Here is a 25,248-nt window from a genome sequence, read left to right on the forward strand (position 1 = left end):
CGAAACCTAGCTGAACGCCCGCGAGGACGCCATCTCCAGCACGACTTACAAGGACGCAGGCGTTGATATCGACGCCGGCGCCGCACTCGTCGAAGCCATCAAGCCGCAGGCCAAGGCCACGGCCCGGCCCGGTGCTGACGTCGATCTTGGCGGCTTTGGCGCGCTGTTCGATCTCAAAGCCGCCGGCTTCACCGACCCGATCCTGGTCGCAGCCACCGACGGCGTCGGCACCAAAGTCAAAGTCGCGATCGAAACCGATCATCACGCGACGGTCGGCATCGATCTCGTCGCGATGTGCGTCAACGACCTCGTCGTGCAGGGCGCCGAGCCGCTCTTCTTTCTCGACTATTACGCGACCGGCAAACTGAACGTCACCGACGCTGCTTCGGTCGTCGCTGGCATCGCCGAAGGCTGCCGCATCGCAGGCTGCGCACTGATCGGCGGCGAGACTGCCGAAATGCCCGGCCTCTATAGCAACGACGATTACGATCTGGCCGGCTTCTCGGTCGGTGCAGTCGAACGTGGTCAGGTGTTGAACGGACGTTCGATCCGCAGCGGTGACGTCGTGCTTGGCATGGCGTCGTCGGGCCCGCATTCGAACGGCTATTCGCTGATCCGCAAGCTGGTGACCAAGGCGAAGCTCAATTGGGGCGACGCGGCGCCGTGGGACACGACGCAATCGGTCGCAGCGTCGTTGCTGACGCCGACACGCATTTACGTCAAAGCGGTGCTGCCGGAAATTCGCGCCGGCCGCATCAAAGGCCTGGCGCACATCACCGGCGGCGGGTTGATCGAAAATATTCCGCGCGTGCTACCCGACGGTGTCGGCGTCAAATTGGACGCGACCAGCTGGCCGCTGCCGTCGGTGTTCCGATGGCTGGCGCGCGCCGGCGAACTTGCCGAAGCGGAACTGGCACGCACCTTCAATTGCGGCATCGGCATGGTTGCAATCGTCGCCGCCGGCGACGTCGATACAACGATCGCAGCGCTGACCGAAGCAGGCGAAATCGTGCATCGCATCGGCGACGTCGTTGCCGGTTCGGGCGTCACGATCGAACACGCGGAAAGCGCATGGGCAGCCAGCAACGCCTGAAACTCGGCGTCCTGATTTCAGGACGTGGGTCCAATCTGCAGGCGCTGATCGATGCCTGCGCCGATCCGGCCTATCCGGCCGAGATCGTGCTGGTTCTGTCGAACAAGGCCGGCGCCCAAGGTTTGCTGCGCGCCAAAGAAGCGGGCATTGCAACCGCAATCGTCAGCCACCGCGATTTCGCGACGCGTGAATCGTTCGATGCCAGCGTCACCGCCAAGCTGCGCGACGCCAATGTCGAGCTGGTTTGTCTCGCCGGTTTCATGCGCGTGCTGACGCCGAGCTTCGTCGATGCGTGGCGCGACCGGTTGATCAACATTCATCCGTCCTTGCTGCCCGCCTTCCCCGGCGTCGACACGCATGCGCGCGCGCTGCAAGCCGGCGTGCGCATGCATGGTTGCACCGTGCATTACGTGCGCAACGACGTGGATAGCGGCCCGATCATCGTGCAGGCCGCAGTGCCGGTTGCGAGCGGCGACAGCGAAGACGCGTTGGCCGAACGCGTGCTTGCGGCCGAGCATCGTACCTATCCGCTCGCGGTGCGCTGGATCGCCGAACGGCGCACGCGCATCATCGACGAGCGCGTCGTGATCGACGGCGTCGACGGAGTTGCACCGTCGATCCTGTCGCCGGACCAGGCGCTGCTGCCGACCGTGCTCGCCGATCGGCACGTGCGATTGGTGCCGATGGAGCTCAGCCACGCCGACGCGCTGGCCGACATCACGGTTGCAAGCGGCGTTGCGAAATTGATGACCGATCCGCTGAGCACGCGAGAGTCAGTGCATCGCTGGGTGCGCGCTGCGTTGAATTTGCGCGCTGGCGGTACGTCGCTGCCGTTCGTTGTGCTCGATGCGGCGACTGGTGCCGTCGTCGGCACGACGCGGCTCGGCAATTGGAGCGCCGGCGACCGACGCATCGAAATCGGCTGGACCTTCTACGCGCCCAACGCGCAGGGCACGTCGATCAATCCGGCGGCCAAGCGGCTGTTGCTGGAACATGCGTTCGAGACGCTGGGTTGCGTGCGCGTCGAGCTTAAAACCGACGCGCGCAACGCGCGATCGCGCGCCGCCATCGCCAAGCTCGGCGCCACCGAGGAAGGTATTCTTCGCCGCCATACGCGGCTGGCCGACGGGACCTGGCGCGACACGGTCTATTTCGGGATTACCGACGCCGAATGGCCTGCGGTCCGGGCCCGGCTGGATGAGCGGCTTGGCCTAGGCAGCGACCGGCAACGCAGGGCGCGCTAAACCTAGAAACTTCGGCGCGCGTCGCGTAGAGAGATTTCGGAATTCAGATCAGGGAACACGAACATGGCTGCAGGAAATTCCCCCGCCGAACCGGTCGATCCGGCGCTCGTCCGCGAACATCAGCAGAGCTGGGCCGGTTTCACGAGCTTTGTGAAATGGGGCACGATCGCGGTCTGCGCGATCCTGTTTCTGCTCTGGTTCTTCGTCGCGCGCTAAGCGGCGGCGTCAGGCACAAAAAAAGCGGGGGCTTCGGCCCCCGCTTTTGATTCCGGCAGCGTGTCCCCGATTACGGGACGATTTCTTCCGGTTTGAAGAAGTACGCGATCTCGGTCTTCGCATTGTCGAGCGAGTCCGAGCCGTGCACCGAGTTCGCTTCGATCGATTCGGCGAATTCCTTGCGGATCGTGCCCGCTTCGGCGTTGGCCGGGTTGGTCGCGCCCATAATGTCGCGGTTGGCCTGAACGGCGTTTTCGCCTTCCAGCACCTGCACCACCACCGGGCCCGAAATCATGAACGACACGAGGTCGTTGAAGAACGGGCGCTCTTTATGGACAGCGTAAAAACCTTCGGCCTGGGCCTTGGTCAGCTGGATGCGGCGCTGCGCGATAATGCGCAGGCCCTTCTCTTCGAATTTCGCGTTGATCTTGCCCGTGAGGTTCCGGCGGGTCGCGTCGGGCTTCAGGATCGACAAAGTGCGTTCGACGGCCATCGCCGCAACTCCAAAAAATTGTTCTTGGGAAAGGAGGCGGGCTTATAACCCCGCCCCATGTTGCAGATCAACGACGTCACCGTCCGAATCGCGGGACGCACCCTCCTCGACCAAGCCTCCGTCACCGTTCCGACTGGCCATAAAGCCAGCCTGATCGGGCCCAACGGGGCTGGAAAATCGACGCTTTTGAAGGTTTTGTCCGGCCGGCTCCAGCCTGACGGCGGCGACGTGGCGATCCCCGCGAACGCCCGGTTGGGCATGGTGGCGCAGGAAGCGCCGGGCGGCGCCATCACCCTGATCGACGCGGTTTTGGCCGCCGATACCGAGCGCGCGGCTCTTTTGGAGGAAGCCGAGACTGCGACCGATGGTCATCGCATCGCCGATATCCATGAGCGGCTGGGCGTCATCGACGCCTATGCGGCCCCGTCGCGTGCGGCCGAAATTCTGGCCGGTCTGGGCTTTGACGAAGAACGCCAGCAGCGCGCCTGCTCGGATTTCTCGGGCGGCTGGCGCATGCGCGTCGCCCTGGCTGCGACCCTGTTTGCGCGGCCTGACATTCTTCTGCTCGACGAACCGACCAACCATCTCGATCTCGAAGCGACGGTCTGGCTCGAAGGTTGGTTGAAGTCGTTCCCCGGCACGGTGCTGTTGGTCAGCCACGATCGCACCTTGTTGAATGCAGTGCCGGACCTGACCATTCATCTCGATCAGGCGAAGCTGGTTCTCTATCGCGGCAACTACGATCAGTACGAACGCCAGCGCAACGAACGGCTGGTGCATCAAGCAGCCGCCGCCGCGCGACAAGCAGCTGAACGCGCGCATATCCAATCCTTCGTCGATCGCTTCCGCGCCAAAGCGTCGAAAGCCGCACAAGCGCAGAGCCGTCTGAAGGCGCTGGCGAAGATGCAGCCGATCGCGGCGATCGTCGAAAATCGCGGCATCGTTTTCAACTTTCCCGAACCGGAAGAATTGCCGCCGCCGATCGTGTCGATGGATCGCGCATCCGTCGGCTACGAAGGCAAGGCGATCCTGTCGCATCTCAATTTGCGCATCGATCCCGACGATCGCATCGCGCTGCTCGGTCCCAACGGCAACGGCAAGTCGACCTTCATCAAGCTGCTCGCCGGCCGTCTCGAAGCGATGAGCGGGCACGTCACGCGCTCGGGCAAACTCAAGATCGGTTATTTCGCCCAGCACCAGACCGACGAGCTGGACATGGAAGCGACGGCGCTGCTCAACGCCAAGCGCGCGATGCCGACTTTGCCCGAACAAAAAGTGCGCGCGCATCTCGGCGGTTTCGGCTTCACGCAAAATCGCGTCGACACCAAAGTCGGTAGTCTCTCTGGCGGCGAGAAAGCCCGCTTGTTGTTTGCGCTGATGACGCGCGAAGCGCCGAACGTGCTGCTGCTCGACGAACCGACCAACCATCTCGACGTCGATAGTCGCGAAGCGTTGGTGCAGGCGCTGGCCGATTACAAAGGTGCCGTCATTCTCGTCACCCACGATCCGCACTTGGTCGAGCTGGTGGCCGACCGTTTGTGGCTGGTCGAAGGTGGACGGGTCGAGAATTTCGACGGCGACATGGACGAATATCGCGCGCGCCTGTTGAGCCAGCGCCGTAGCGCGTCGCGTGGCGAATCCAAACAACGCCGCAGCGGCATGCAGGGCAAAGTCGCGCCGTCAAAATTGAAGAAGCAAGCCGAAGAGCTGGAGAAGACTCTCGAACAGCTCAACCAGAAACACGCGAAGCTGGAACGCGATCTCGCCGATCCGAAATTGTACGAAAGCAAGTCGGCGAAACTGGCGACGATGCAGAAAGAACTCGCCGACATCGCAGCGTCGATCGCGACCACGGAAGAGAAATGGATCGAAGCGCAACAGCTGCTCGACGCAGCCGAATAACGCGCTGAAGCAGCGCCGAATAGCGCGAAGGTAAACAGCAAAAAACCCCGCTACGTGTCGGGGCTTTTGACAGATTCAGATTTGTAAATAACGGCAAACCACGAAGTGGCGCAGTACGCCTCGCGTGGCACAGCCCATGCTGTGGAAGCCTCCTGTGGACCTTGACACCCCCAGGAGACTTCCAATGCGAACAACCCTGCTAGCCGCTTCCTTGTTCCTTGCGGCGGCAAGCGCACAGGCGGCGCCACTCACGAGCAACGTGACGCGCACGCCCGGCACGTCTTTCGACACGGCCGGCATCACCAATTTCGAAACCACCGGCGCCGATATGGCCGGGATGAAAGTGACCGCGATCTTCGCCGACAGTTCGACCCGCACCATTACGTGGGCGGCGACTGGCGTCGGTGCGGGCGCAGCATCGAACGCGTTCTGGGGTTTGAGCCTCAGTGGTGACTCGAACACCGCACGGTGGAGCTTCACCAATAGCGGCGTCAGCCAAGGCATCATCGGCTTCATCGTCGATGGCCGTCTCGGCAACACGACGTTCGACACGTTGCGCGACGGTGACACGCCTGCGACCGAGCACTCGCCGAACTCGTCGAACGGCCGCGCGCTGACCGACGCGGACGGTCCTGCCAGCACCGGCCCGTTGACCGTCACCTACACCGACAAGCTGTCCGTCGGCGGTACGTTCTTCGGTGACGAGTATCTGCGCATGACGGTGCTGTTCGGCGGCGCGTTGGCCAGCGGTGACTCGTTGAGCTTCCTCGCCGATACCGACAACGCAACCACCTTGCCGCGCAACGTTCCCGAACCGGCGTCGCTGGCGCTGCTCGGTGCCGCGTTGTTCGGCCTCGGTGTGGTTCGCCGCAAGTTCGGCTGACCAGCAAGACCAACACGCAGCAGCGGCGCCCCCTCCTCGCCGCTGCTGCGGTTCGGTCCTAGTCGGCGATCCCGAAGACGTAGTGCGTCGCCGCGTGATAGACCTCGCCCGGATCCAGCCTGACGCTGGGGAATGAAGGGTGATGCGGCGCGTCGGGAAAACGCTGCGGTTCCAGACATAGGCCGGCATGACGCGGATAGGCGACGCCACCGCGCCCAATCACCGATCCGTTCAGCTGATTGCCGGTATAGAGCTGCAAGCCCGGCTCAGTGGTTTTGACGTCCAGCACGCGCCCGCTGGCGCGATGCACCAGCCGTGCAGCCGGGCCGCCGTTGCCGCGCAGCACGAAATTCTGATCGTACCCGCGCGTCTGCCGCAGCGCGGCTGCGTCCAGAACCTCGCTCAGCACGCGCGGACGCCGCAGATCGAAACACGTGCCGCTGACGTTGCGAATTTCGCCGGTCGGAATCAGCCCGCCATCGACCGGCGTGTAGCTGTCGGCGGCGATCGACAATTCATGCCCGCGTATGTCGCCGCTGCCGGCGAGGTTGAAATAGCTGTGGGCGGTTAGATTGACCAAGGTCGGACGGTCGGTCGTCGCTTCGAAATCGATGCAAAGTTCGTTGTGGGTCGACGAAACGCTGTAGCGGACGGTCGCGCCCAGATTGCCGGGAAAGCCTTGGTCGCCGTCTGCGCTGACCAGCGACAGCAAAACACTTCGCTCATCGGCTTCTTCGATGCGCCAAGTGCGCTTGTCGAACCCGTCGGCGCCGCCATGCAGCGAGTGCGGTCCGTCATTGGCCGACAAAACATAGTCGCGCCCGTCGAGATTGAACCGCGCGCCTGCGATGCGATTGGCGCAACGGCCGATCAAGCCGCCGAAATAGGGATGATCGCCGTGATAGGCGGCATGATCGTCGAAGCCGAGCACAACATTTTCGATGCGCCCGTCGCGATCGGGCACGTGGATGCCGCTGACGATTCCGCCTAGGTCGAGAATGTCGACGCGCATCCCGTGCGTGTTCGAGAGCGAGATGGATTTGATCGGCGTCATGCTTGGGGCCGCAGCATCGCCGATCACAGCTGAATTTTAAAGCATGACGGTGCTTGCGTTGACCGCGGCGCCAAGGTCAGGTTGGCGGCGGACCAGCCCGGAGACGTGATGCCGTCGCTTTACCGCCGTTCGTTTCTGCTGAGCGGGCTCGTAGCGCCGCTGCTGCTGCCGCGCGTCGCACATGCGGCGCCGACGCTGGACCAGCAGCGCATACGCGACCAGATGGCGACGGCCCGCATTCCTGCGTTGTTGCTGACCGCGATCCTCGACGGACGCACCGTCTTCGCGGGCGGCATCGGCGTCGCCGCGCCCGCTTTCAACGTCGCTGCCACCGACCGCACCTTGTTTCATCTCGGCTCGGTCGGAAAACACTTCACCGCTTCTCTGGTGTTGCGTCTCGCCGAAGCGGGCACGATCGCGCTCAATCGTCCGATCGGTGCCTATGTGCGCGACGTGCCGATGCAGTTCAGCGATCGCAGCGTGCAGTCGCTGCTAACCCACACCAGCGGCATTCCCGACTATGAATCGCTGCCGGTGTTCGAAGACGACCGCTATTGCGACCGCGCCACCTTCCTCAAACGCATCGGTGCGTTGCAGCCCGACTTTGACGAAGGCGAAGCCTGGGCCTATTCGAACACCGCTTACGTCCTGCTCGGCTATTTGCTGGCCGATGCGCAAGGCCGGACCTACCGCGCCCAAGTCGACGAAGATCTATTACGTCCGCTGGGCATGCAGGAGGCGCGCGTCGACGACGCGACGGCGATCATTCCGAACCGTGCCGAGCCGTTCGACCTGAAAGACAACGTGCTGCGCCACGCGACGCGGATGGATGGCGATTTTTCTGGTTGGGCCGACGGCCCCGTCTTGTTCTCCGCGCGCGACGCGGTGCGGTGGGAGGCGTTTCTGCGCACGCGCCAGTCGCGCTACGCCGACAGCGCAATGCGCACGCCCGCCCTGCTCAAATCCGGCCGCAGCGCCGCCTATGGCGCGGGCTGGTTCCTCGATCGCTGGCACGGGCAAGAGGTGCAGTATCACAGCGGCGCCGTGCCCGGCTTTCGCGCCTTCTATCTGCGCACCAGGCGCGTTTCGGTGCTCGCCGCGATCAATCTCGCCAGCGACGCGTCCGAGGCCGCGCTGCGCAGCATCGCGCTCAGCACCGCCGAAACGCTGCTGCCGCAGTCGACCTTTCTGTCGCTGCAAAAGATTCGCGACGACGCGCCGGACAAGACCGACGCGTTCAAGAAGATGCTGCAGCGAGGTGCTACCAAGCTTGATCCCGCTCGCTTCGCACCCGAGATCGCAGTGCTGCTGCAACGCGACGCGAGCCGGCAGCCCTTCCCCAATCGCGCTTCCTTGGGCGAGCCGGTGGCGTTCGAGCTGATCGAACAGTTCAACGAACCGAACGGCACGCTGCGCCGCTATCGCGCCCGCTACGCTGGCCGCACCGACCACTACGCCGTCGGCTATGCGACCGACGGCAAGATCTATCGCGTGCGCAGCCTCTAGCTCTTGCAGGCGTGGCGCAGCACCTTGCCGCCGCGCGCGGTGGTGGCGTTGCCGTCCTCGATCGTCACCGCGCCGTTGACGACCACCAGATCGATGCCGACCGGGCTCGCGGTTGGGTTGGTCCAGCTGGCCCGATCATCGATCTTGTCGAGATCGAACATCACCAGGTCGGCATAGAGACCTTCGCGCAGCACGCCGCGCCCTTCGAGCCCCATGCGCGACGCGGGCCACGACGTCATTTTGCGCACCGCATCTTCCAAGGTCAGCACGCCGCGCTTTTTGACGTATTCCGCCAGCACGCGCGGGAAGGTGCCGTACGAGCGCGGATGCGGCAGGCCCAGCACGTCGGTCTGCCCGGCGCCCAGCGACGCAGCCGCGTCGCTGCCGATGCTGGTCCAGCTTTGGCGCAGCGCGGTTGCGATGTCGCGCTCGTCCATCATGAAGAACAGCGCCATGGCACGGTTCGGCAGTGCTTCGACCGTGATGTCGATCGCAGCGTCGATCGGATCCTTGCCCAAGGCCTTGGCGATCTCGGCGATGTTCTTGCCGCGGAACCGTTCGTATTTCTCGTTGAACGGATTGGCGAGCACGATGCGGCTCCAACCGCCGCTCGCTTCGACCAGGTTCGACCAGCCTGGCTGCGATCCGGCTGCGACTTCGCGCTTCACGCGCGCACGCACCGCAGGATCTTGCAACAGCTCGACGCCTTCTTTGGCCCCCTTCTCGAACACCCAGTTGGGAATCACGATCGACAGGCCGGTGCCGCCCGCCGTGTAGGGGTACAAATCGGCCGCAACATCAACGCCGCGTTTGCGCGCCGCGTCGATCGCCGCGACTGCTTTTGGCATCAGCTTGCCGAATTGCGGTGCGTAGGCTGCTTTCAGGTGAAAGATCTCGACCTTCACGCCGCCTTTCTCACCGATCGCAATCGCTTCGTTGACCGCTTCGACCAGCTTGCTGCTCTCGTCGCGCATATGGGTCGAATAAAACCCGTCGCAGCGCGACACGATCTTGGCAAGCTCGATCAGATCTTCGGTCGTCTGGAAGGAATTGGGCGGATAGATCAGCGCGGTCGAAATGCCGAACGTTCCCGCGCGCATCGCGGTTTCGACTTCGCGCTTCATCTGTTCCATTTGCACGGCGTTGGGCGTACCTGCGGCGTCGCCCATCACTTTGACCCGCGCTTGGGCTGCGCTGTAGTAGCTGCCGAAATTGACCGCGATGCCCTGGGTCTCAAGCTGCGCGAAATAGTCGTTGGCTTGATCGGCGTCGACGGGAATGCCGCCCTCGCCTGCGATCACCGTGGTTACGCCCATGCGCAGCTTGTTTTCAGCCGCGCCATTCTTGCGCAACACGCCGCCCGACTGGTCCATCATGTCGATGAAGCCGGGCGACACGAAGCGGCCGCGCGCATCGATTTCGCGCGCACCCTTGCCCGCTACGACACCGAGCTTGGCGATCCGGTCGCCTTTGACCGCAACGTCACCACGCACCCAGGGATTGCCCGCACCGTCGAGGATCTTCGCGTTGCGGATGACGAGGTCGTAGTCCTGCGCTGCCGCTGAACTCGTCAGCAGCAGCGCAGCCAAAAGCGTACGGATCATTTCTTCGCGCTATTTTCTTGCTGGGGGGACCGGCCGGAGTTCGAGGTCGTGATAGTCCCAGCTGAAGTCTGCGATCGGCGACACGGCTTTCATCGTGATGCGCTCGATATTGCCTTCAGGTCCCATCTGGAACGTAACGTAGGCAGGCTCCATCGACTTGTCGTTCCACACCGTCTTGAACGTGTCGTACTGGAAATGCTCCAGCGTACCGACCATGCCCGGCGTGCGCGTGAAGTCGATGCTGAGCTTGCCGCCATTGTCTTTGATGTTGATCGGCCCGTACCAGACGTCGGCATAGTTGCCGGCGTAGCGCGCAACCGGCAGCGACGGACCGACCTTGGCCGGCTCGGCCTGCTTCTTCTCCAGCGCCGCGAGCGCGTTGGCCGCGCGCTCTTTGCGGAAGGCCGGCACGATCGTGCCCCAATCGACCTTCGGCAGGCCAAGATAATAATCGAGCAGCTCGTACTGCGTGGCGAGAAGCTGCGCGCCGTCTTCGGCGTTTTCGAGGATCGAGAAGGCGACGTTCTTTTCCGGAATCAGCACCACCGTCGCGATCTGTCCCAGCACCGCACCGCCATGCTGGATGATCTTGTGACCGCGCCAATCCTGCACCGTCCAACCCAGCGCGTAGCTGCTGAATTGCGGCGCCGACGGCGCCATCGCACCTTGCGCGCGGCCGGTCGGCAGATTGATGTGCGGTTTCCACATTTCCTCAGCCTGTTTTTCGCTGAAGAGAGCTTTGCCGTCGGGCAGCTTGCCCTTGTTCAGTTGGATCAGCAGCCACTTCGCCATGTCGTTGGCGCTGATGGCGAGACCGCCGGCCGGTGCAGCGGCGCGGCCGAGACCTTTTTCGTCCAGAACCGTGAGATCACCCATGCCGCGGATCGGACCGCCCAGGCGCGCATGCGGGAAGGCATGATCGGGCGACTTGATTTGATCTGCTTCGTCGGTGGTCGACTTCAACATGCCCGCGGGTTTGAACACGCGGTCGCGCACAAACACTTCCCAGGTCTGGCCCGTCACCGCTTCGATCAACTGACCTGCAACCATGTACAGCACGTTGTCGTAGGCGTAGGCGCTGCGGAAACTCGTCGCCGGCTTGATATAGCGCAGTGCATGCACCGCTTCGGCGCGCGTACGGTTGGTGGTCGGCACGAACATCAAATCGCCGGCGCCAAGACCGAGACCGCTGCGATGGACCAGCAGGTCGCGGATTGTGATTTCGCGCGTGACCCACGGGTCGTACATCTGAAAGCCGGGCAGACGATCGGTGACTTTGTCGTCCCAGGCGATCTTGCCTTCATCGACCAGGATCGCGAGCGCGGCGGCGGTAAAGGCTTTGCCGGTCGATCCGGTCGAGAAGATCGTATCGGCGGTCACCTTGTCGTTGGTGCCGTTCTTGCGCACGCCATAGCCCTTGGCGAGCGTGACTTTGCCGTCCTCGACGATGGCGATCGCCATGCCGGGCGTACCGACTTCTTTGAGACGCGCCTCGATGCGCGCGTCGAATCCTTCGGGCGGTGCGGCGAGCGCAGTCCCAGCCAACAGCAGCGAGGTCAGAGCAACAACGTTACGCAACAGCATGCGTTTTCTCCTTGCGCAAACGCCACACGCCGTACGTCAACAGCGGCAGCACATAGATGGTGAGGAAGATGTAAGCGAGCGCGCGATAGCCCTGCGCGATCAACGCGACCAGGCCGAACCGGTCGGCCAGAAACACAGACCCGATTAGCACGGTGCAGGCGATCGCCAACCGCGCGCGATTTTTCAGAACCTTGTTGCGGCGCGCCTGATAGGCCGATGCGATGCGTTCGTTGATCGCGTGCACCGCACCGGTGCCGCTTTCCAGCAGCGCCGAGAAAATCATGATCTGAAACAGAAAGTGGAAGACCGGCAGGTTCAACTTCTGCAGCAGAAAGTCGGACGGGAGCGTCTCGTTCGCGACTTCGGGATAGTAGGCGACCATGCAGATGAAGAAGAGCAAGGCCGGGATCATCGCCAGCGGTCCCGCCACCGCGCCTGCGATCACTGCGTCACGGCGTCCAGTCATGTGGCGCATCACCGGCAGGATCACGACTGCGCCAATGATGTTGTAGCCGGCATAGGTGAGACCGCCGAGCGCCCAGCCCGTCATCGGCACAGTCAGCGCGAATTTCTCGGCGACACGATCGCCGAAATGCGTCAGCGCCAGAACGACGAAAACGGCGTAGACGCCGTAAAGCAGGAACGACACCCATTTGAACAGCTGCTCGACCGACTCATTGCCGAACGTGGCAAAGGTCGCGATGCCTGCCACCAGGCACAGCGAACCGAGCAGCTTGGGCCAGCCGAACAGCACCTCGCCGATTGCGCCTGCCGCAGCACCGAACACGGCCAGGATCAGCACGATGAACAGAAGGTACGACGCTTCGAACACGATCATGCCCGGCGTGCCGAGCAGCTTTTGGAAGAAGGTGCGGTAATCGCGAGCGCCGGTCTGGAACGCGAACAGGAAGGTCGCGACGCAAACCGCGCTCCAAATGATCGTCGCCAACACCATCGCAGTGACGCCGCCCCACGGACCGCTCGGCAGAAAGAACTCCACCAGCTCGCGACCGGTCGCATAACCGCCGCCGATCACCACCGCTTTGAACGCGAGGCCGGGCAGCACGAACCGTTGAAAGCGTGTCGGAGTCGTCATGTCGTGATCTCACCAGCCTGCTGCAGGCGTATTGCATTGGCCGCGTCGGCGCGGCGTGTCGGACGATCGAGCAGAAACAGAAACGCGCCGGAGATCGCGGACAAGGCCGCCATCAGCGCGAAGAATTGTGCGTTGGTGAGAATGCTGAACAGCGCACCGACCGGGCCGCTCGCGAGATAGCCGATGAAGGCAGCGAAGAACCAGGCAGCGATTGCGGTGGCGGCGAAACCGACCGGTGCCAGACGCGCGAACAGGCCAAGCCCGACCGGCAGAATGTACAGCTCGCCCACCGTCAACCAGACGAAGAAGATGACGGCCCAGATCCAGCTCGCAGGCCTGCCGCTTTGCACGCTGAGATAGGAGACCAGCGCCAGCATCAGAAACGACGCAGCGACAATCCAGGTGCCCGTCGCCATTTTGACTGCAGGTGTTTTCTCAGCGCCCTTCTTGGCCTTGCGCGTCCAATGCGCGATCAGCACCGGCGTGAAGGCGAAGACGACCAGCGGGTTCAGCGCTTGAAACCAGGTCATCGGAATATCGAAGCCACCGACGCTGCGATCGACCGACTGATCGATCCACAACGCGACAGTGTTGCCGAGCTGTCCGTAGACGGCGCGGAAGATCACCACCACCAGCACGATCAGGAACATCAAGATCAAGGTGCGGCGCGCTTCCGCGTCACGCTGGCGCGCGGCGACTTTCTTTTGCACCTCGCGCGGCGGTTCGGGCGGCAGATAGTGACGGCCGGCGAAGATATAAATCGCCATGCCGCAGCAGATGCCGATGCCGGCGGCGCCAAAGCCCCAATGCCAGCCATAGACCTCGCCCAACGTTCCGCACACGAACGGTGCGAGGAAGGCGCCGAGATTGATGCCGACGTAATAGATGTTGTAAGCGCCGCCGCGGCGCGGATCGTTGGCTGGATAGAGTCCGTTGATCTGCGACGCCAGGCTGGGAAGAAACAACCCGTTCCCCAGCGCCACCGCGCATAGCGCGACGTAGAACAACGGCTCGAACGTCATCATGAAATGGCCGCACGCCATGATGCCGCCCCCGATCAACACCGCGCGCCGCTTGCCGAGCCAGCGATCGGCGATGGCGCCGCCGATGATCGGCGTGCCGTAGATGAACGCGATGTAGAGACCGTAGATGAACGAGGCTTGCTGCTGGCCGATCAGCAGCTGCTTGGTCATGTAATAAACCAGCAGCGTTCGCATGCCGTAATACGAGAACTGCTCCCACATCTCGGTGAGAAACAGAATCGTCAAACCGCGCGGCTGGCCGAACCAAGTTTTCGACAGCGCCGCGCCTTCTGTCATGCCGGCACGCGCACCTTGGATCCCCACATCGTCTCGTCGCAGAAGACGTAGCCGTCGTCGTAGGTCAGGGCGGGATCGCGGTCTTGCGTGATGAAGATCGGCGCGTCGAGATCAACGAAGTCGCACAGCTGCGCCAGCACGAAGGCCGGCGCCATCGCCCAGCTCGAACCGACCATGTTGCCGACCATGACTTTCAAGCCGAGACGGCGTGCTTCGCGGGCCATCAGCAAGCCTTCGGTGAGGCCGCCGCTTTTGTCGAGCTTGATGTTGATGACGTCGAACCGTCCGACCGCGCCCGGCACGTCGGCCAGCGACAGAATGCTTTCGTCGCCCGCGACCGGCATCGGTGCGCGCAACCCTTCGTGATCGGCTTCGCGGCCCCGCGCGAATGGCTGCTCCAGCAGGCCGATCTTTGCTTCGACCAGCACCGGCATCAGCCGTTGCAGACTGTCGCGGGTGAAGCCCTGGTTGCCGTCGACGCCAAGCCAGACGTCGGGACGCGCAGCGCGAATTGCGCGCACGCGCTGCCCGTCCAGCACCGGATCGCCGGTCAGTTTGATTTTGATCGCACGCGCCTGCGCGTACGATTTCGCAACCGCCGCCATCTTTTCGGGTTCGTCGGCGCCGCAGGTGAAGGTGGTGATCTTCTTTTGCGGCCGGTCGATCCCCGCCATCTGCCACACTGGCGTGTTGGTCAGCTGCGCTTCCAATTCCCAGATCGCGCAATCGACCGCGTTGCGCGCGCCGCCCGGCGGCAGAACCGCACGCAGCGCATCGCGTGAAATGCCGCTTTCGATTGCGTCGCGCGCCGCTTCAATGCGCGCGACCATGCCGGGCGGCTCGTCTTTCATGTAATAGACGCCGCCCGCCTCGCCGCGCCCTTCGGCTGCACCTTCGCGCAGCCGAACGACGACGACTTCGACATCGGTGAAGACGTAGCCGGAAATCCGGAACGGCGCCTTCAATTGCAGCTTCTCGATCGCAACGTCGAGCGTGCGGCGTTTCATGACGTCAGACCCCTCTTCGCTGATCAGTACAAGGTGCTGATGACGAGCAGCTTGAAGGTGAAGGCGACGTAGAAGATCACCAGCGACGCCACGACCAGAACCACGCTCCAGATCTTGGCGAACAGGCTGCGATTGCCGGTGAAGACTTGCTGCGCGTTCCACGCCGCAATCACCACCGTGCCGACAAAGAACAACCAGCCCGCGATCTGCAGCAGGGTCAGGCGACCGTCATAATGGTCGGCCGGATTGGCGCTGTAGCCGAGCGCGCTCGTCATCGTGAACCAACCGTACCAAACCAGCAGGTTCAGCACCGCGACGATACGCATGGCGCGATAGGACTGCGCCGCCTGGCCGCGCAAAGCGAACGGTGCGCGGTAGTTGCGACGCACCAGCGCCTGGACCGGCCACAGAAGAACGGTCAGCGCCAATGCCACCATCGATCCGATCAGAACCGGCTGGATCCAACGCGTCGACGTCGCGACCGGCGTGCGATCCCACATCATGAACGGCGACACACCGTCAAAGCTGTAGCGCACGACCTGGTTGCCTTCGACCTTGGCCGACAGGCGCGTCTTGCCGTCCTTGTCGCGCCACACGAACGGAGCGGTCTCGACCCATTTCTTGGGCGCGCCACCGATCGTGTTGGAGCCGACGATGGTGATCGTGTTGTCGGGGTTGGCGACGACCTTGGTCTGGCCGAACAGGCGCAGCGCCGCGAGGAACGTCGTGTGGAAACGACGCGACACATCATACGTGCCCGCAATCATCTGCGCATGTTGTGCAGCGGTCGCCGGCTCGACGGTGGCGTTGGCGCCCGGGAACTCGCCCGGGAAATAGCGGTCACCGAATTTCTGCAACAGCTCGGCCCGAACCGGACCGACGCCGCCGTCGCGGCCGGTGCTGTTGGCCGAGAAGAAGATGCCGACATTGTCGTCGAGGAACAGATTCAGTTCGCTGTGGAACATCGTCGTGTCGCCACCATGGCTGATCACGCGATGGCCGTTCACGTCATGCTCGTAGAAGCCCAGTTCCATCCGGTTGACCACCGGCAACACCGTATACGGCGTGTTGTGCATCATCTTGGCGGTTTCGGGCTTCAGGATCTGCGCTCCGTTGAAGGTGCCGTCCTGCAGATGCGCGATCATGAACTTGCCCATGTCGGCGCCGGTCGCGGCCAAGCTGCCCGCCGGTGCAAGCGACACGATTTCATACGGCCGCGGCGGTGCAGATCCCTGCACGTAGCCTTTGCTCATCAACTTCATGACGTGTTCGGGCAGCGGCTGGCGGAACGACGAATTCGTCATGCCCAGCGGCTGGAGAATCGCCTGGTCGAGATAGTCGTCGAACGTCTTTCCCGACACGCGCTGGATGATGTAGCCGGCCAGGCCCGTCGCCCAGTTGGAGTAGGCCGGCGTGCTGCCCGGCGCATAGACGCGCGCGGGGATGTAGCGCTTCAGCACTTTTTCCAGGCCGGTATTGTCGATGTTCGAAGTGATCAAACCTTTGTTTGATTCTTCGAAGCCGCCGGTATGCGTGAGGATGTTGCGCAGCGTGACCGGCTTGTCCCAGCCATCAGCGGGAATCTTGAAGTCGAGATAGGTGTTCACGTCCTTGTCGAGATCGAGCTTGCCCTGCTCGACCAGCTGCATCACCGCGGTCCAGACGAACAGTTTCGACACCGAGCCGGGACGGAACGCTGTGCGTTCGGGATCGACCGGCGTCTTCGCCGCAACGTCGGCATAGCCGTAGCCTTTTTGCAGCAGCACCTTGCCGTCTTTGACGATGACGACGACAGCGCCCGCAACGTCGCCCTTCTGCAGCGCGTACGGCATGTAGCCGTCGAGCCAGACTTCGGCGTCGGCGGCGGTCAGCGGCCGCACCGCCGGATTCGCCGTATCGGTCGGACCCTGCGTCTCGGTTTTCGGGGCCGGCGGCGGAACGCTTGGGCTCTGCTGCGCCGTCGCCACACCCGCACACGCCAACGCGCCCACACAGGCGAGCGCCATCGCAAATGACCGCATCGAAGCCCCCGAAATTTTTGCCGTCTGTAAAAAACGGCTTTCTGTTTCGGCTATAGTGATCCTGATTGGAAAATTGTCAAATGCTCGTCCGGACCTATTTCGAAGCCGGAAACGCTGTCGAAAACGAAGTTTCTGGGCGCGCTTTTGCAGGCGAGAATCGCGCAAGATCTGATAAGGAAATTCGCACGCGCCGGTCCAAGGGGGCGGCGATCTACCGGGAGAAACGTCCTGAGCAGGACATTTGAAACATTGTCGCCGGCGCGCGAGGTCCCTTCGTGGTGAGCGCGCGCCCAACATTGGGTGGCCTGCTGCGCGGTCTTCGCGCGCGCCACAACTGGACGCTCAAGGAAATGAGTCAGCGCACCGGCATCCCGGTCTCGACCTTATCCAAGGTCGAGCATGACCGTCTGACCCTGACCTACGACAAGCTGCTGCAGTTAAGCGAAAAGCTGAATCTGCGCATGTCGGAATTGTTCGCCGAACCAAACGAGGCGGCCGAACAAGCCGTCACGGCGCGGCGCAGCATCGGCCGCGAAGATCAAGCGATCCGCGTCAACACGCCGAACTACGATTACTTCTATCTGTGCCCGGAGTTGCGCCACAAACGCATGATCCCTGCGCTCGTACAGATCCGCGCCAAAAGCCTCGAAGAATTCGGCGAGCTGGTGCGCCATGCCGGCGAAGAATTCGTCTATGTCGTCGAAGGCCGCGTGCGCGTGCACACCGAGTTCTACGATCCGATCGAACTTAGCCGCGGCGAGTCGATCTATATCGATTCCAACATGGGCCACGCCTATGTCTGCGCCGACGGCTGCGACCAGGCGGTCATGCTGGGCGTCTGTTCCAGCGCCGAAGAAGGCTTGATGGAATCGCTGCTGACGATGCACGGCGACGAAGCGGCAGCCGATACGCCGATCACCATCACCGATCCGACGCGCGGCGCACCGCGCCGTGTCGCGCCGCGTCGCTTGACCGAAGTTGCCAAACGGAAAAAGGCGCGCGGCTAGTTCTTCAGAACCAGGATGTGCAGGTCGATCGGCCCGTGCGCGCCCAGGATCAGCTCCTGCGCGATGTCAGCGGTGCGGCTGGGGCCGGTGACGAAATTGACCGCGCGTGGCGTGGCACCCAGCGCACGCACGCGATCCCATCCATCTTCATAGGCGCCGACAATGTCGGTTTCGGTCAGCACAACGAGATTAGCGTCGGGCAGAAAATTCAATGTCGTCGGCGTCTGCGGTCCTGACGTCAGCAACAAGGTGCCGGTTTCGGCAACGCCCGCCAACGCGCGCGTCAAGGTAGCGGTGTCGCTCGGCTCGGCTTTACCGTAGCCGACTTCAACCGGCTGCTCGCCCCACGACATGCTTTGCAGCGCCGGCGCGACGCGGATGCGCGCCGGTAGATTCTTGTCGCGCAGATACGACGCAACCGCAGCCGGCACGTCGTCGAGACGATCGAGCCGCGCGGTCGTCGCACCGACCAGATGCGCTTCAGCGATGAACCGTTCGATCAGCGCCGCGTGTGGGACCGAAGCGCGCGCCGGCACCGTGTTGCGCGTGTGCGCATCGAAGCGCGCGTCATAGGCAGCGCGCGTCTTGTCGTCGGGCTCGGCCCGGCCGAGCGCGCTGCGCACATTGCCGAGAATACGATCGCGCGCGCTCATTTCGTGCGCCCCTTCTTGGCCGCCCATTGCGCGTGGAAGGTGCCGCCTTGCGGCGCAGGTAGATCGCGCCCTGCCGTCCAGCCGCTTGCAAAAGGCAGCGACTTGAAGCGGCCGCGCGCAGCGCCCAGAGCATGCAGCGCCCACATCGCTGCGCGCGTATTGAGTCGGTACAGAAGCGGATTGCGCGCGAAGAACGCCCACAGGCGAATTGCGCTGCGCTGTACGACTGGCTGAATGCCGTCCTCGAACGCGCGCTCGCGCCAATGCCGCATGATCTTCGGCAGCGGGATGCGCATCGGGCAGACTTCTTCGCATCGTCCGCAGAAGGTCGATGCGTTCGGCAGATGAAGCGCTTCGGCGACGCCAAGCAGCGCCGGATCCAGCGCCGCACCGATCGGGCCGGGATAGACATAGCCGTACGCGTGTCCGCCGACCGCGTGATAAATCGGGCAGTGATTCATGCAGGCGCCGCAACGGATGCAGCGCAGCAGATCCTGCAACTCGGTACCCAGCATCGCCGAACGGCCCTGATCGATCATCACGACGTGATATTGTTCGGGCCCGTCGGGATCTTCGGCGCGACGCGCGCCGGTCGAGACAGTCGTATAGACGCTCATCTGCTGACCCGTCGCCGACCGCGCTAGCACGCGCAGGATCGTCGCCATGTCCTCAAACGTCGGGACCATCTTCTCGATCGAGGCCAGCACGATGTGAATCTGCGGCAGCGTCTGGGTCAGATCGCCATTGCCTTCGTTGGTGACGATCACCGACGAGCCCGTCTCCGCCACCAGAAAATTCGCACCGGTGATGCCGACGTCGGCGTCGAAATAGGCTTGGCGCAACATCGCGCGCGCTTCGGCGACGAGCGCCTCGCCGTCCATCGAACGCGGCAGCTTGTGATGCTTCTCGAACAAGTCCGCGATCTGCGACTTGGTCTTGTGCACCGCGGGCGCGATGATGTGGCTGGGCGGCTCGTCGGCAAGCTGGATGATATATTCGCCGAGATCGGTTTCGATCGGACGGATATTGTTGGCTTCGAGAAAACCGTTGATGCCGATCTCTTCGCCCAGCATCGACTTGCCCTTGGTCACCGTCTTGGCGTTGACCGAGCGGCAGATCGACAAGACGGTTTCGCGCGCTGCAGCGGCGTCGATGCACCAGTGCACCTGGCCGCCATGTTCGATGACTTTGCGCTCGAACCGTTCGAGATGCAGGTCCAGCTCGTTCAGGGTGCGCTTTTTGATCTCGACCGCTTCGTCGCGCAGCGTTTCGAATTCGGGCAGCGCATCAGCAGCCAACCGGCGCTTCAAAATGAAATTCTTGCCGACGACGGACAGGGCTTCGCGCAGCTCGGTATCGTGCAGCGCCTTGTGTGCGTTCTCTTTGAAGTCGTGCGCGGTGGACTTCACTTAGTCATCCTTTGCGGCGCGCCGGGCGCTTCGCTTGGCGCGCTTCGCTGTGGTTCCCCGATCGCCGGCGTGTCGGCCATGCCCGCCAACACTTCGGCGACGTGACGCACGCGCACCGGACGGTCTTCGCGCTGCAGACGGCCCGCGATGTTCAGCAGGCACCCCATGTCGCCCGCGAGCAAGGTGCCGGCGCCGGTCGCTGCAACGTCGGCGACTTTGCGCGACGCGATCTCGGTCGAGATCTCCGAATATTTGACGCAGAACGTGCCGCCGAATCCGCAGCACGCTTCCGGCGTCTGCAATTCGCGCAGCTCCAGCCCGTCGACATTGGCGAGCAGCGCACGCGGCTGCTCCTTGACGCCCAATTCGCGCAGCGACGAACAACTGTCGTGATAGGTGACGGTGCCGTCGAAGCGCACTTTGTTCGGCTGCACGCGCAACACGTCGGTCAGGAACGACGTCAGTTCGAAGGTGCGCCGCGCCAGATCGTCGGCTTTGATCCGCCACTGCGGGTCGCCGGCGAACAAGGCGGGATAGTGATGCTTGATCATGCCGGCGCAGCTGCCCGAGGGCGCGACGACATAGTCGAATCCAGCGAAGGCCTCGATAACCTGACGCGCGATCGCCATCGTGTCGCCGCGGTCGCCGGAATTGTAAGCGGGTTGGCCGCAGCAGGTTTGCGCGTCGGGCACGACCACCTCGCACCCCGCCTCTTCCAGCAGCTTCACCGCAGCGAAGCCGACGCTGGGCCGGTAGAGATCGACGAGACAGGTGACGAAGAGCGCGACGGTGGCCATGGGGCCCGACTATAGAACGAGTTTTGCTGCGCGCGAGCCGCTGACGATCGCGCCCTCGATTGTTGCAGGCAGACCAGTCGCGGTCCAATCGCCGGCCAGCGCAAGATTTTTGAGGCCGGCTGCGCTCGGCGCCGGCCGTTTCGCTTCCATCGCGGGCGTTTGTGCGATGGTTGCACGTTTCTCGGTGACGACGCGCACCGGCGGCATGTCGAACGGCAGATCCGGAAACGCAGCGCGCGCATCGTTCCACAGCGCCGATGCGGGATCTTCGCCGTCGCGTGGCGCGTCGGCACTGGTCGTTGTGCTGACCAGACCCGGCCGGCGGAACACCCAATGCGCGCGTCCGCCCAATACGCCGGCAATCGCATGCCCGTCGCGATGCGGAACCGCGAAATGCGCGTTCAAGATCGGCTCGTCTTCATCGGGCACAGCGAGGCCAGGCAACAACGACGCTGCAATTGCGGGCGGCACCGCCAGCACGACCGAGTCATGCTCGCCCAGCGCAACCGTCGCATCGGCGTAGGCAAGCGACGTCACGCGCCCCTGCTCGACCGTCAGCGCGCGCAAACGGCGCCCAGTTGCGACGGCGCTGCCGCGCGATGCGAGATAGGCCGTCGCGGGTTCGACCAGTGCTTCGGCCAAGGTGTCGCGCGCAACCATCGGGCGCGAATAGGCGCCGCCTTTCATCAAGGTCAGACGCAGCATCGCAGCGAAGGCATGCGCCGATGCGCGATCGATGCCGGTATTCAACACCGACACTGCGACCGGCTCCCACAGTGCACGACGCAGCGCGGTTGGCGGCAATACGTCGGCGATGGTTGCTTCGTGGGTTGCCGACACCAGCCGCGCCATATCGGCGAGATAGTTGATCGCCTTGGTGCCCGGCACGCGCCGCTTGGCGACGAACAACCACCAGGGCAGACGGCCTTCGTTCGGCTGCACCACGAACCGCGCATCATTGGCGCGATCGACGAACGGAAATTGATCGCCCAACGATAGCACGCGATCGCGCGCGCCGAAGCGGCCGAGATAGGCCTGGATCCCGTCATTGCCCGACAGGATCAGATGGTTGCCATTGTCGATGACGCGATCGATCTGCGCGTCGTGGAACGACCGGCAACGTCCGCCCGCTTGCGGTGCGGCTTCGCTGATCTCGACCTGCACGCCGCGCTCGACAAGCGTTGTCGCAGCCGACAGGCCGGCAAGCCCGGCGCCGATGACATAGACCGCCATGCTAGCGCGCTAACGCGACTTTCAACGCGATCTGCGCCTTTTCCGGCAAGGTCGTTTTCGGCACCGGCTTGCGATCGACCCAGCCGCGCGCCAGCAGCTTCGACAGCAGCTTGCGGTAGGCCATCATCATCAACAAAGCCGGCTTCAGCTTCGACGCCGTCGCGCGCGGAATATCGACCGTTGCGTAGGCTGCTTTCGCTTCTTCCGCCAACTTGGCGCAGGCGCGTGCGAAGCCCGGCTGTTTGGTGACGTCGAGCGCGTTCGATCCGTCGATGCCGAATTGATCGAGCAGATCCTGCGGCACGTACAACCGGTCTTCCAACGCGTCGCCGTCGACGTCGCGTAGAATGTTGGTGAGCTGCAGCGCATGGCCGAGACGCACCGCGAACTCGACGGTCGCGGGATCGGGGGCGCCGAACACATGCACCGACAAGACGCCGACCGCACCGGCAACGCAGCGGCAGTAATTGGCCAGCGCAACGCCGTCGGGCATGCGAACCGCATTGGCGCTGTCGGTACGCATGCCGTCGAGCACCAGTTCGAATTCCGACCGCGGCAGCTTGAAGCGATCGACCGCCCAGCGCAGTTCGCGCGTCAGCGGCGTCTTTGCAGTGCCGGCATAGAGCGCGTCGAGATCGCGCCCCCAACCGGCCAGCAGCGCTTTCTTTTCGTCCGGCTTGCCGGGACCGTCAGCGATGTCGTCGACGTCGCGGCAGAAGGCGTAGAGCGCGAACATGCCGCGCTTGCGATCCGACGGCAGCGCCTTCATGCCCGACACGAACGACGATTTGGCGCGCGCGACCCGGCCGATCACAATCTCTTCGTCGCTGATGCAGATCGGCGACCAGGACAACGCAAAGCTTTTCAGGAAATCGCGCTTGCCCAGCGCCACGCGTCCTTCGATCGGATCGGCCAGACGCAGCTTGCGCGTCAGGGTGCGGGCGAGACGCAGAATGGTGCGAACTTCGAGACGCAGCCGCGTGTCGCGAATTTGCGCCGGCAATGCGGCCGCGTCCGACAAAAGATCTTCGACGCCGTCAAGGCAGCGATCCAGCACCGGACGACGCAACTTGGCGTTGGCGGGTTCGAAGAAGCCGGCAGGAATCCAATTCTCGGGCACGTAGCGACGATCGAGCTCGCGATTGTCGTCGCCGCAATCCTGCAAGTGATTCAGAATCTGCAACGCGGTGCACAGCGCGTCGCCGGCTGGCCAGGTCGCGCGGTCTTCGCCGTGAATGTCGAGCAGGTAGCGACCGACCGGCGACGCCGAGTAGCGGCAATAGTGCAGCAGGTCGTCCCAGCTCTTGCAGCTTTCGCCGCGCGCGTCGGCGCGAAACGCGACCAGCAATTCGCGCGCATGGTCGAGCCCTTTGCCGCTGTCTTTCAGCGGTGCGGAATCGGGATGCGATCCATCGACCAGCCCCTGCTCCAACGCATCGATGCGTGCCAGCTTGTCGGCGGGCGCCAGGCCCGGCGCATCGGCTGCGTCGTCAGCAGCGCGCGCAAAGCGGTACCAGGCGTGGACATGCGGACGCAGCGGCTTCGCGATCAGAAACGAACCGACCGGGAAATTCTCGTCGTGACGGGTCTTCGAAGGATCCATGGCCGCGCCCGTATAGCATGCGGACGGCGCCGAAAGCCCAGCCTCCAGCGGCCGGAACGCCGCACCCAGCCGCGTTAAATCGCCAACGTCCCGCTACGCCCGTCCCGGTCCAGCGTGTCGGCCGCAAGCCAGCCCGACAGCAGCGCCATCGGCACGCCCGCCCCCGGCTGCGCCGAGCCGCCCGCGAGATACAGTCCGGCCAATTGCCGCGAGCGAACCCCGGCTTTGAACAGGCCCGCCAGCCCGTCGCTGCTTTGCCCATACACTGCGCCGTTCTGCAGCCTGTAGCGGTCGTGAAAGTCCTGCGGCGTGAGATGGTGTTCGACCACGATTCGCGACTCGAGATCCGCCATGCCGCCGATCCGCATCAGCCTGTCGAGAATGACGCGGCGGTAGGACGGCCACATCGCATGCCAATCATGATGCGGGCGCAGATACGGGACTTGCACCAGCACCTGCATCGCCTCGCCACCGTCGGGCGCCGTGTCCGGGTCGCTTCGTGATGGTGCCGTGACGTAGCAGGTTGGATCGGACGCCAACTCGCCATGGTCAAAGATCGCAGACAGCTCGCCGGCACGATCGGCGCTGAACAGCGCGTTGCGATGTGCGAGATGCTCGTAGCGCTGGTCGAGACCGAGACACAGAACCAGCGCCGAACAGGATGGTTCGTCGTCGCCACCCGTCCCGACCAGATCCTGCAACGTGCGCGTCGAATTCGCGTTCGACACGACCGCGTCGAACTGCAAGGTCGGGCCACCTTCGATGCGCAGGCCGATCGCCTTGCCTGCGACCTGTTCGATTTTCTCGATCGCGGTCGCAAGCCGCACCTCGCCGCCCAGCTCGCGCAGCAACGCCTCCAGCGCCACCGCAACTGCGCGCATGCCGCCGAGCGGGTGATAGATGCCGTCGGCGATTTGCGTGACGGCGCCCGACGCCAGCAATGCCGGCATGCGCGCCGGCGGCGAACCATTGTCGCGCGTCAGCGATTCAAGCAGCACGCGCAATTGCGGATCGCCGACATGGCGCCGCGTGAAAGACGCAACCGACGATCCGGGCAGCAGGCCGAGCAGATCGGCGAAAGGTGGCTGCACGAGATCGCGGTCGAGCAGATCGCGCGGCCTTCCAATCGCACGTTTGAAAAAGAACCGTTCGCGCGCTTGCCGAAGCGCGCCGCCCGTTTCCAGGTAGGTCCGCGTCGCTTCATCGCCGCCGGCAATGAGATCGCGCGTCGAGCCGTCGTCAAAAAACGCCCGCTCTTGCGGATCCAATCGCACCAAGGTCACGCGATCGTCGAGCTTGCGCCCCGCTTCTTCGAAAATCCGGGCCAGAAAATGCGGTGCGGTCAGGCTGGTCGGGCCGGTATCGAAGCGAAAGCCGTGTGATTCGAACTGCGCCGCGACGCCGCCAACCCGCGCTGCACGATCGAACAAAGTGACGGTGTGGCCGCGCGCCGCCAGGACACAAGACGCAGCCAATCCGCCGAAACCGGCGCCGATTATACCAATGCGTAGTCCCATGCCCTGC

At 63.7% G+C, this 25,248-nt stretch carries 21 protein-coding genes; 7 read left to right on the forward strand and 14 right to left on the reverse strand.

The genetic code is table 11. The features are described 5' to 3' along the window. Positions 1-97: 97 nt before the first annotated feature. The 3 genes from purM to TMPK1_RS07980 all read left to right on the forward strand — a co-directional run bounded on the left by purM (position 98) and on the right by TMPK1_RS07980 (position 2,553). Positions 98-1,093 (forward strand): phosphoribosylformylglycinamidine cyclo-ligase, encoded by a 996-nt coding sequence (purM, locus tag TMPK1_RS07970; protein ID WP_420245632.1) that lies wholly within the window; start codon positions 98-100, stop codon positions 1,091-1,093. Further along, positions 1,072-2,337 (forward strand): phosphoribosylglycinamide formyltransferase, encoded by a 1,266-nt coding sequence (gene purN, locus TMPK1_RS07975; RefSeq protein ID WP_420242447.1) that lies wholly within the window; start codon positions 1,072-1,074, stop codon positions 2,335-2,337. The genes purM and purN overlap by 22 nt, the downstream gene beginning before the upstream one ends. Positions 2,338-2,400: 63 nt before the next feature. Further along, on the forward strand, positions 2,401-2,553 hold the full coding sequence (locus tag TMPK1_RS07980; protein WP_420242448.1) for an aa3-type cytochrome c oxidase subunit IV: 153 nt from the start codon (positions 2,401-2,403) through the stop codon (positions 2,551-2,553). A 70-nt stretch (positions 2,554-2,623) separates the two neighbouring features. On the opposite strand, the gene ndk is transcribed toward TMPK1_RS07980, so the two are convergent. Further along, complete coding sequence (gene ndk, locus TMPK1_RS07985; RefSeq protein ID WP_420242449.1) at positions 2,624-3,046, reverse strand: nucleoside-diphosphate kinase; 423 nt, start codon at positions 3,044-3,046, stop codon at positions 2,624-2,626. A gap of 57 nt (positions 3,047-3,103) precedes the next feature. Between ndk and TMPK1_RS07990 the strand changes: the two genes are divergently transcribed. Both TMPK1_RS07990 and TMPK1_RS07995 read left to right on the forward strand, forming a co-directional pair. Continuing rightward, a complete protein-coding gene (locus tag TMPK1_RS07990; RefSeq protein WP_420242450.1) occupies positions 3,104-4,948 on the forward strand; it encodes an ABC-F family ATP-binding cassette domain-containing protein in 1,845 nt (614 codons plus the stop codon). 184 nt (positions 4,949-5,132) lie between these two features. Continuing rightward, positions 5,133-5,831 (forward strand): PEP-CTERM sorting domain-containing protein, encoded by a 699-nt coding sequence (locus tag TMPK1_RS07995; protein ID WP_420242451.1) that lies wholly within the window; start codon positions 5,133-5,135, stop codon positions 5,829-5,831. A 58-nt stretch (positions 5,832-5,889) separates the two neighbouring features. Here TMPK1_RS07995 and TMPK1_RS08000 read toward each other — a convergent pair whose 3' ends face one another. Then, positions 5,890-6,885, reverse strand: a complete 996-nt coding sequence (locus tag TMPK1_RS08000) for an aldose epimerase family protein (protein WP_420242452.1) — start codon at positions 6,883-6,885, stop codon at positions 5,890-5,892. A 108-nt stretch (positions 6,886-6,993) separates the two neighbouring features. Between TMPK1_RS08000 and TMPK1_RS08005 the strand changes: the two genes are divergently transcribed. Next, the gene (locus tag TMPK1_RS08005) at positions 6,994-8,391 is read left to right on the forward strand and encodes a serine hydrolase domain-containing protein (RefSeq protein WP_420242453.1); all 1,398 of its coding nucleotides are present in this window, start codon (positions 6,994-6,996) and stop codon (positions 8,389-8,391) included. Here the strand turns inward: TMPK1_RS08005 and TMPK1_RS08010 are convergent. The 6 genes from TMPK1_RS08010 to TMPK1_RS08035 are packed head-to-tail and all read right to left on the reverse strand — an operon-like array spanning position 8,388 to position 17,022. Beyond that, complete coding sequence (locus TMPK1_RS08010) at positions 8,388-9,995, reverse strand: N-acyl-D-amino-acid deacylase family protein (RefSeq protein ID WP_420242454.1); 1,608 nt, start codon at positions 9,993-9,995, stop codon at positions 8,388-8,390. The two genes, TMPK1_RS08005 and TMPK1_RS08010, sit on opposite strands and share 4 nt — an antisense overlap. 9 nt (positions 9,996-10,004) lie before the next feature. Next, the gene (locus TMPK1_RS08015; protein WP_420242455.1) at positions 10,005-11,579 is read right to left on the reverse strand and encodes a serine hydrolase; all 1,575 of its coding nucleotides are present in this window, start codon (positions 11,577-11,579) and stop codon (positions 10,005-10,007) included. Beyond that, positions 11,566-12,675 carry a YkvI family membrane protein gene (locus TMPK1_RS08020; protein WP_420242456.1) on the reverse strand — a complete coding sequence of 370 codons (1,110 nt, stop codon included), beginning with the start codon at positions 12,673-12,675 and terminating at the stop codon, positions 11,566-11,568. The genes TMPK1_RS08015 and TMPK1_RS08020 overlap by 14 nt, the downstream gene beginning before the upstream one ends. After that, on the reverse strand, positions 12,672-13,994 hold the full coding sequence (locus TMPK1_RS08025; RefSeq protein ID WP_420242457.1) for a peptide MFS transporter: 1,323 nt from the start codon (positions 13,992-13,994) through the stop codon (positions 12,672-12,674). The genes TMPK1_RS08020 and TMPK1_RS08025 overlap by 4 nt, the downstream gene beginning before the upstream one ends. Beyond that, complete coding sequence (locus TMPK1_RS08030; protein ID WP_420242458.1) at positions 13,991-15,001, reverse strand: dipeptide epimerase; 1,011 nt, start codon at positions 14,999-15,001, stop codon at positions 13,991-13,993. The genes TMPK1_RS08025 and TMPK1_RS08030 overlap by 4 nt, the downstream gene beginning before the upstream one ends. A 23-nt stretch (positions 15,002-15,024) precedes the next feature. Beyond that, positions 15,025-17,022: a serine hydrolase domain-containing protein gene (locus TMPK1_RS08035; protein WP_420242459.1), complete on the reverse strand. Its 1,998-nt coding sequence runs from the start codon at positions 17,020-17,022 to the stop codon at positions 15,025-15,027. Between the two features lie 278 nt (positions 17,023-17,300). Between TMPK1_RS08035 and TMPK1_RS08040 the strand changes: the two genes are divergently transcribed. Next, on the forward strand, positions 17,301-18,029 hold the full coding sequence (locus TMPK1_RS08040; protein WP_420242460.1) for a helix-turn-helix domain-containing protein: 729 nt from the start codon (positions 17,301-17,303) through the stop codon (positions 18,027-18,029). On the opposite strand, the gene TMPK1_RS08045 is transcribed toward TMPK1_RS08040, so the two are convergent. The 6 genes from TMPK1_RS08045 to TMPK1_RS08070 all read right to left on the reverse strand — a co-directional run bounded on the left by TMPK1_RS08045 (position 18,026) and on the right by TMPK1_RS08070 (position 25,241). Then, positions 18,026-18,682, reverse strand: a complete 657-nt coding sequence (locus TMPK1_RS08045; RefSeq protein ID WP_420242461.1) for a LutC/YkgG family protein — start codon at positions 18,680-18,682, stop codon at positions 18,026-18,028. The two genes, TMPK1_RS08040 and TMPK1_RS08045, sit on opposite strands and share 4 nt — an antisense overlap. Next, a complete protein-coding gene (locus TMPK1_RS08050; RefSeq protein ID WP_420242462.1) occupies positions 18,679-20,091 on the reverse strand; it encodes a LutB/LldF family L-lactate oxidation iron-sulfur protein in 1,413 nt (470 codons plus the stop codon). Before TMPK1_RS08050 ends, TMPK1_RS08045 begins: the two co-directional genes overlap by 4 nt. Further along, the gene (locus TMPK1_RS08055; protein WP_420242463.1) at positions 20,088-20,888 is read right to left on the reverse strand and encodes a (Fe-S)-binding protein; all 801 of its coding nucleotides are present in this window, start codon (positions 20,886-20,888) and stop codon (positions 20,088-20,090) included. The genes TMPK1_RS08050 and TMPK1_RS08055 overlap by 4 nt, the downstream gene beginning before the upstream one ends. Before the next feature lie 9 nt (positions 20,889-20,897). Further along, the gene (hpnE, locus tag TMPK1_RS08060; protein ID WP_420242464.1) at positions 20,898-22,121 is read right to left on the reverse strand and encodes a hydroxysqualene dehydroxylase HpnE; all 1,224 of its coding nucleotides are present in this window, start codon (positions 22,119-22,121) and stop codon (positions 20,898-20,900) included. A gap of 1 nt (position 22,122) precedes the next feature. Further along, on the reverse strand, positions 22,123-23,724 hold the full coding sequence (locus TMPK1_RS08065; RefSeq protein WP_420242465.1) for a squalene/phytoene synthase family protein: 1,602 nt from the start codon (positions 23,722-23,724) through the stop codon (positions 22,123-22,125). Positions 23,725-23,798: 74 nt separating this feature from the next. Beyond that, entirely contained in the window at positions 23,799-25,241 is a 1,443-nt protein-coding gene (locus tag TMPK1_RS08070) for a phytoene desaturase family protein (RefSeq protein ID WP_420242466.1), read from the reverse strand. Positions 25,242-25,248 lie beyond the last annotated feature (7 nt).

It is taken from the genome of Roseiterribacter gracilis (assembly GCA_018332375.1).
In the GTDB taxonomy this organism is placed as follows: domain Bacteria; phylum Pseudomonadota; class Alphaproteobacteria; order BOG-932; family Roseiterribacteraceae; genus Roseiterribacter; species Roseiterribacter gracilis.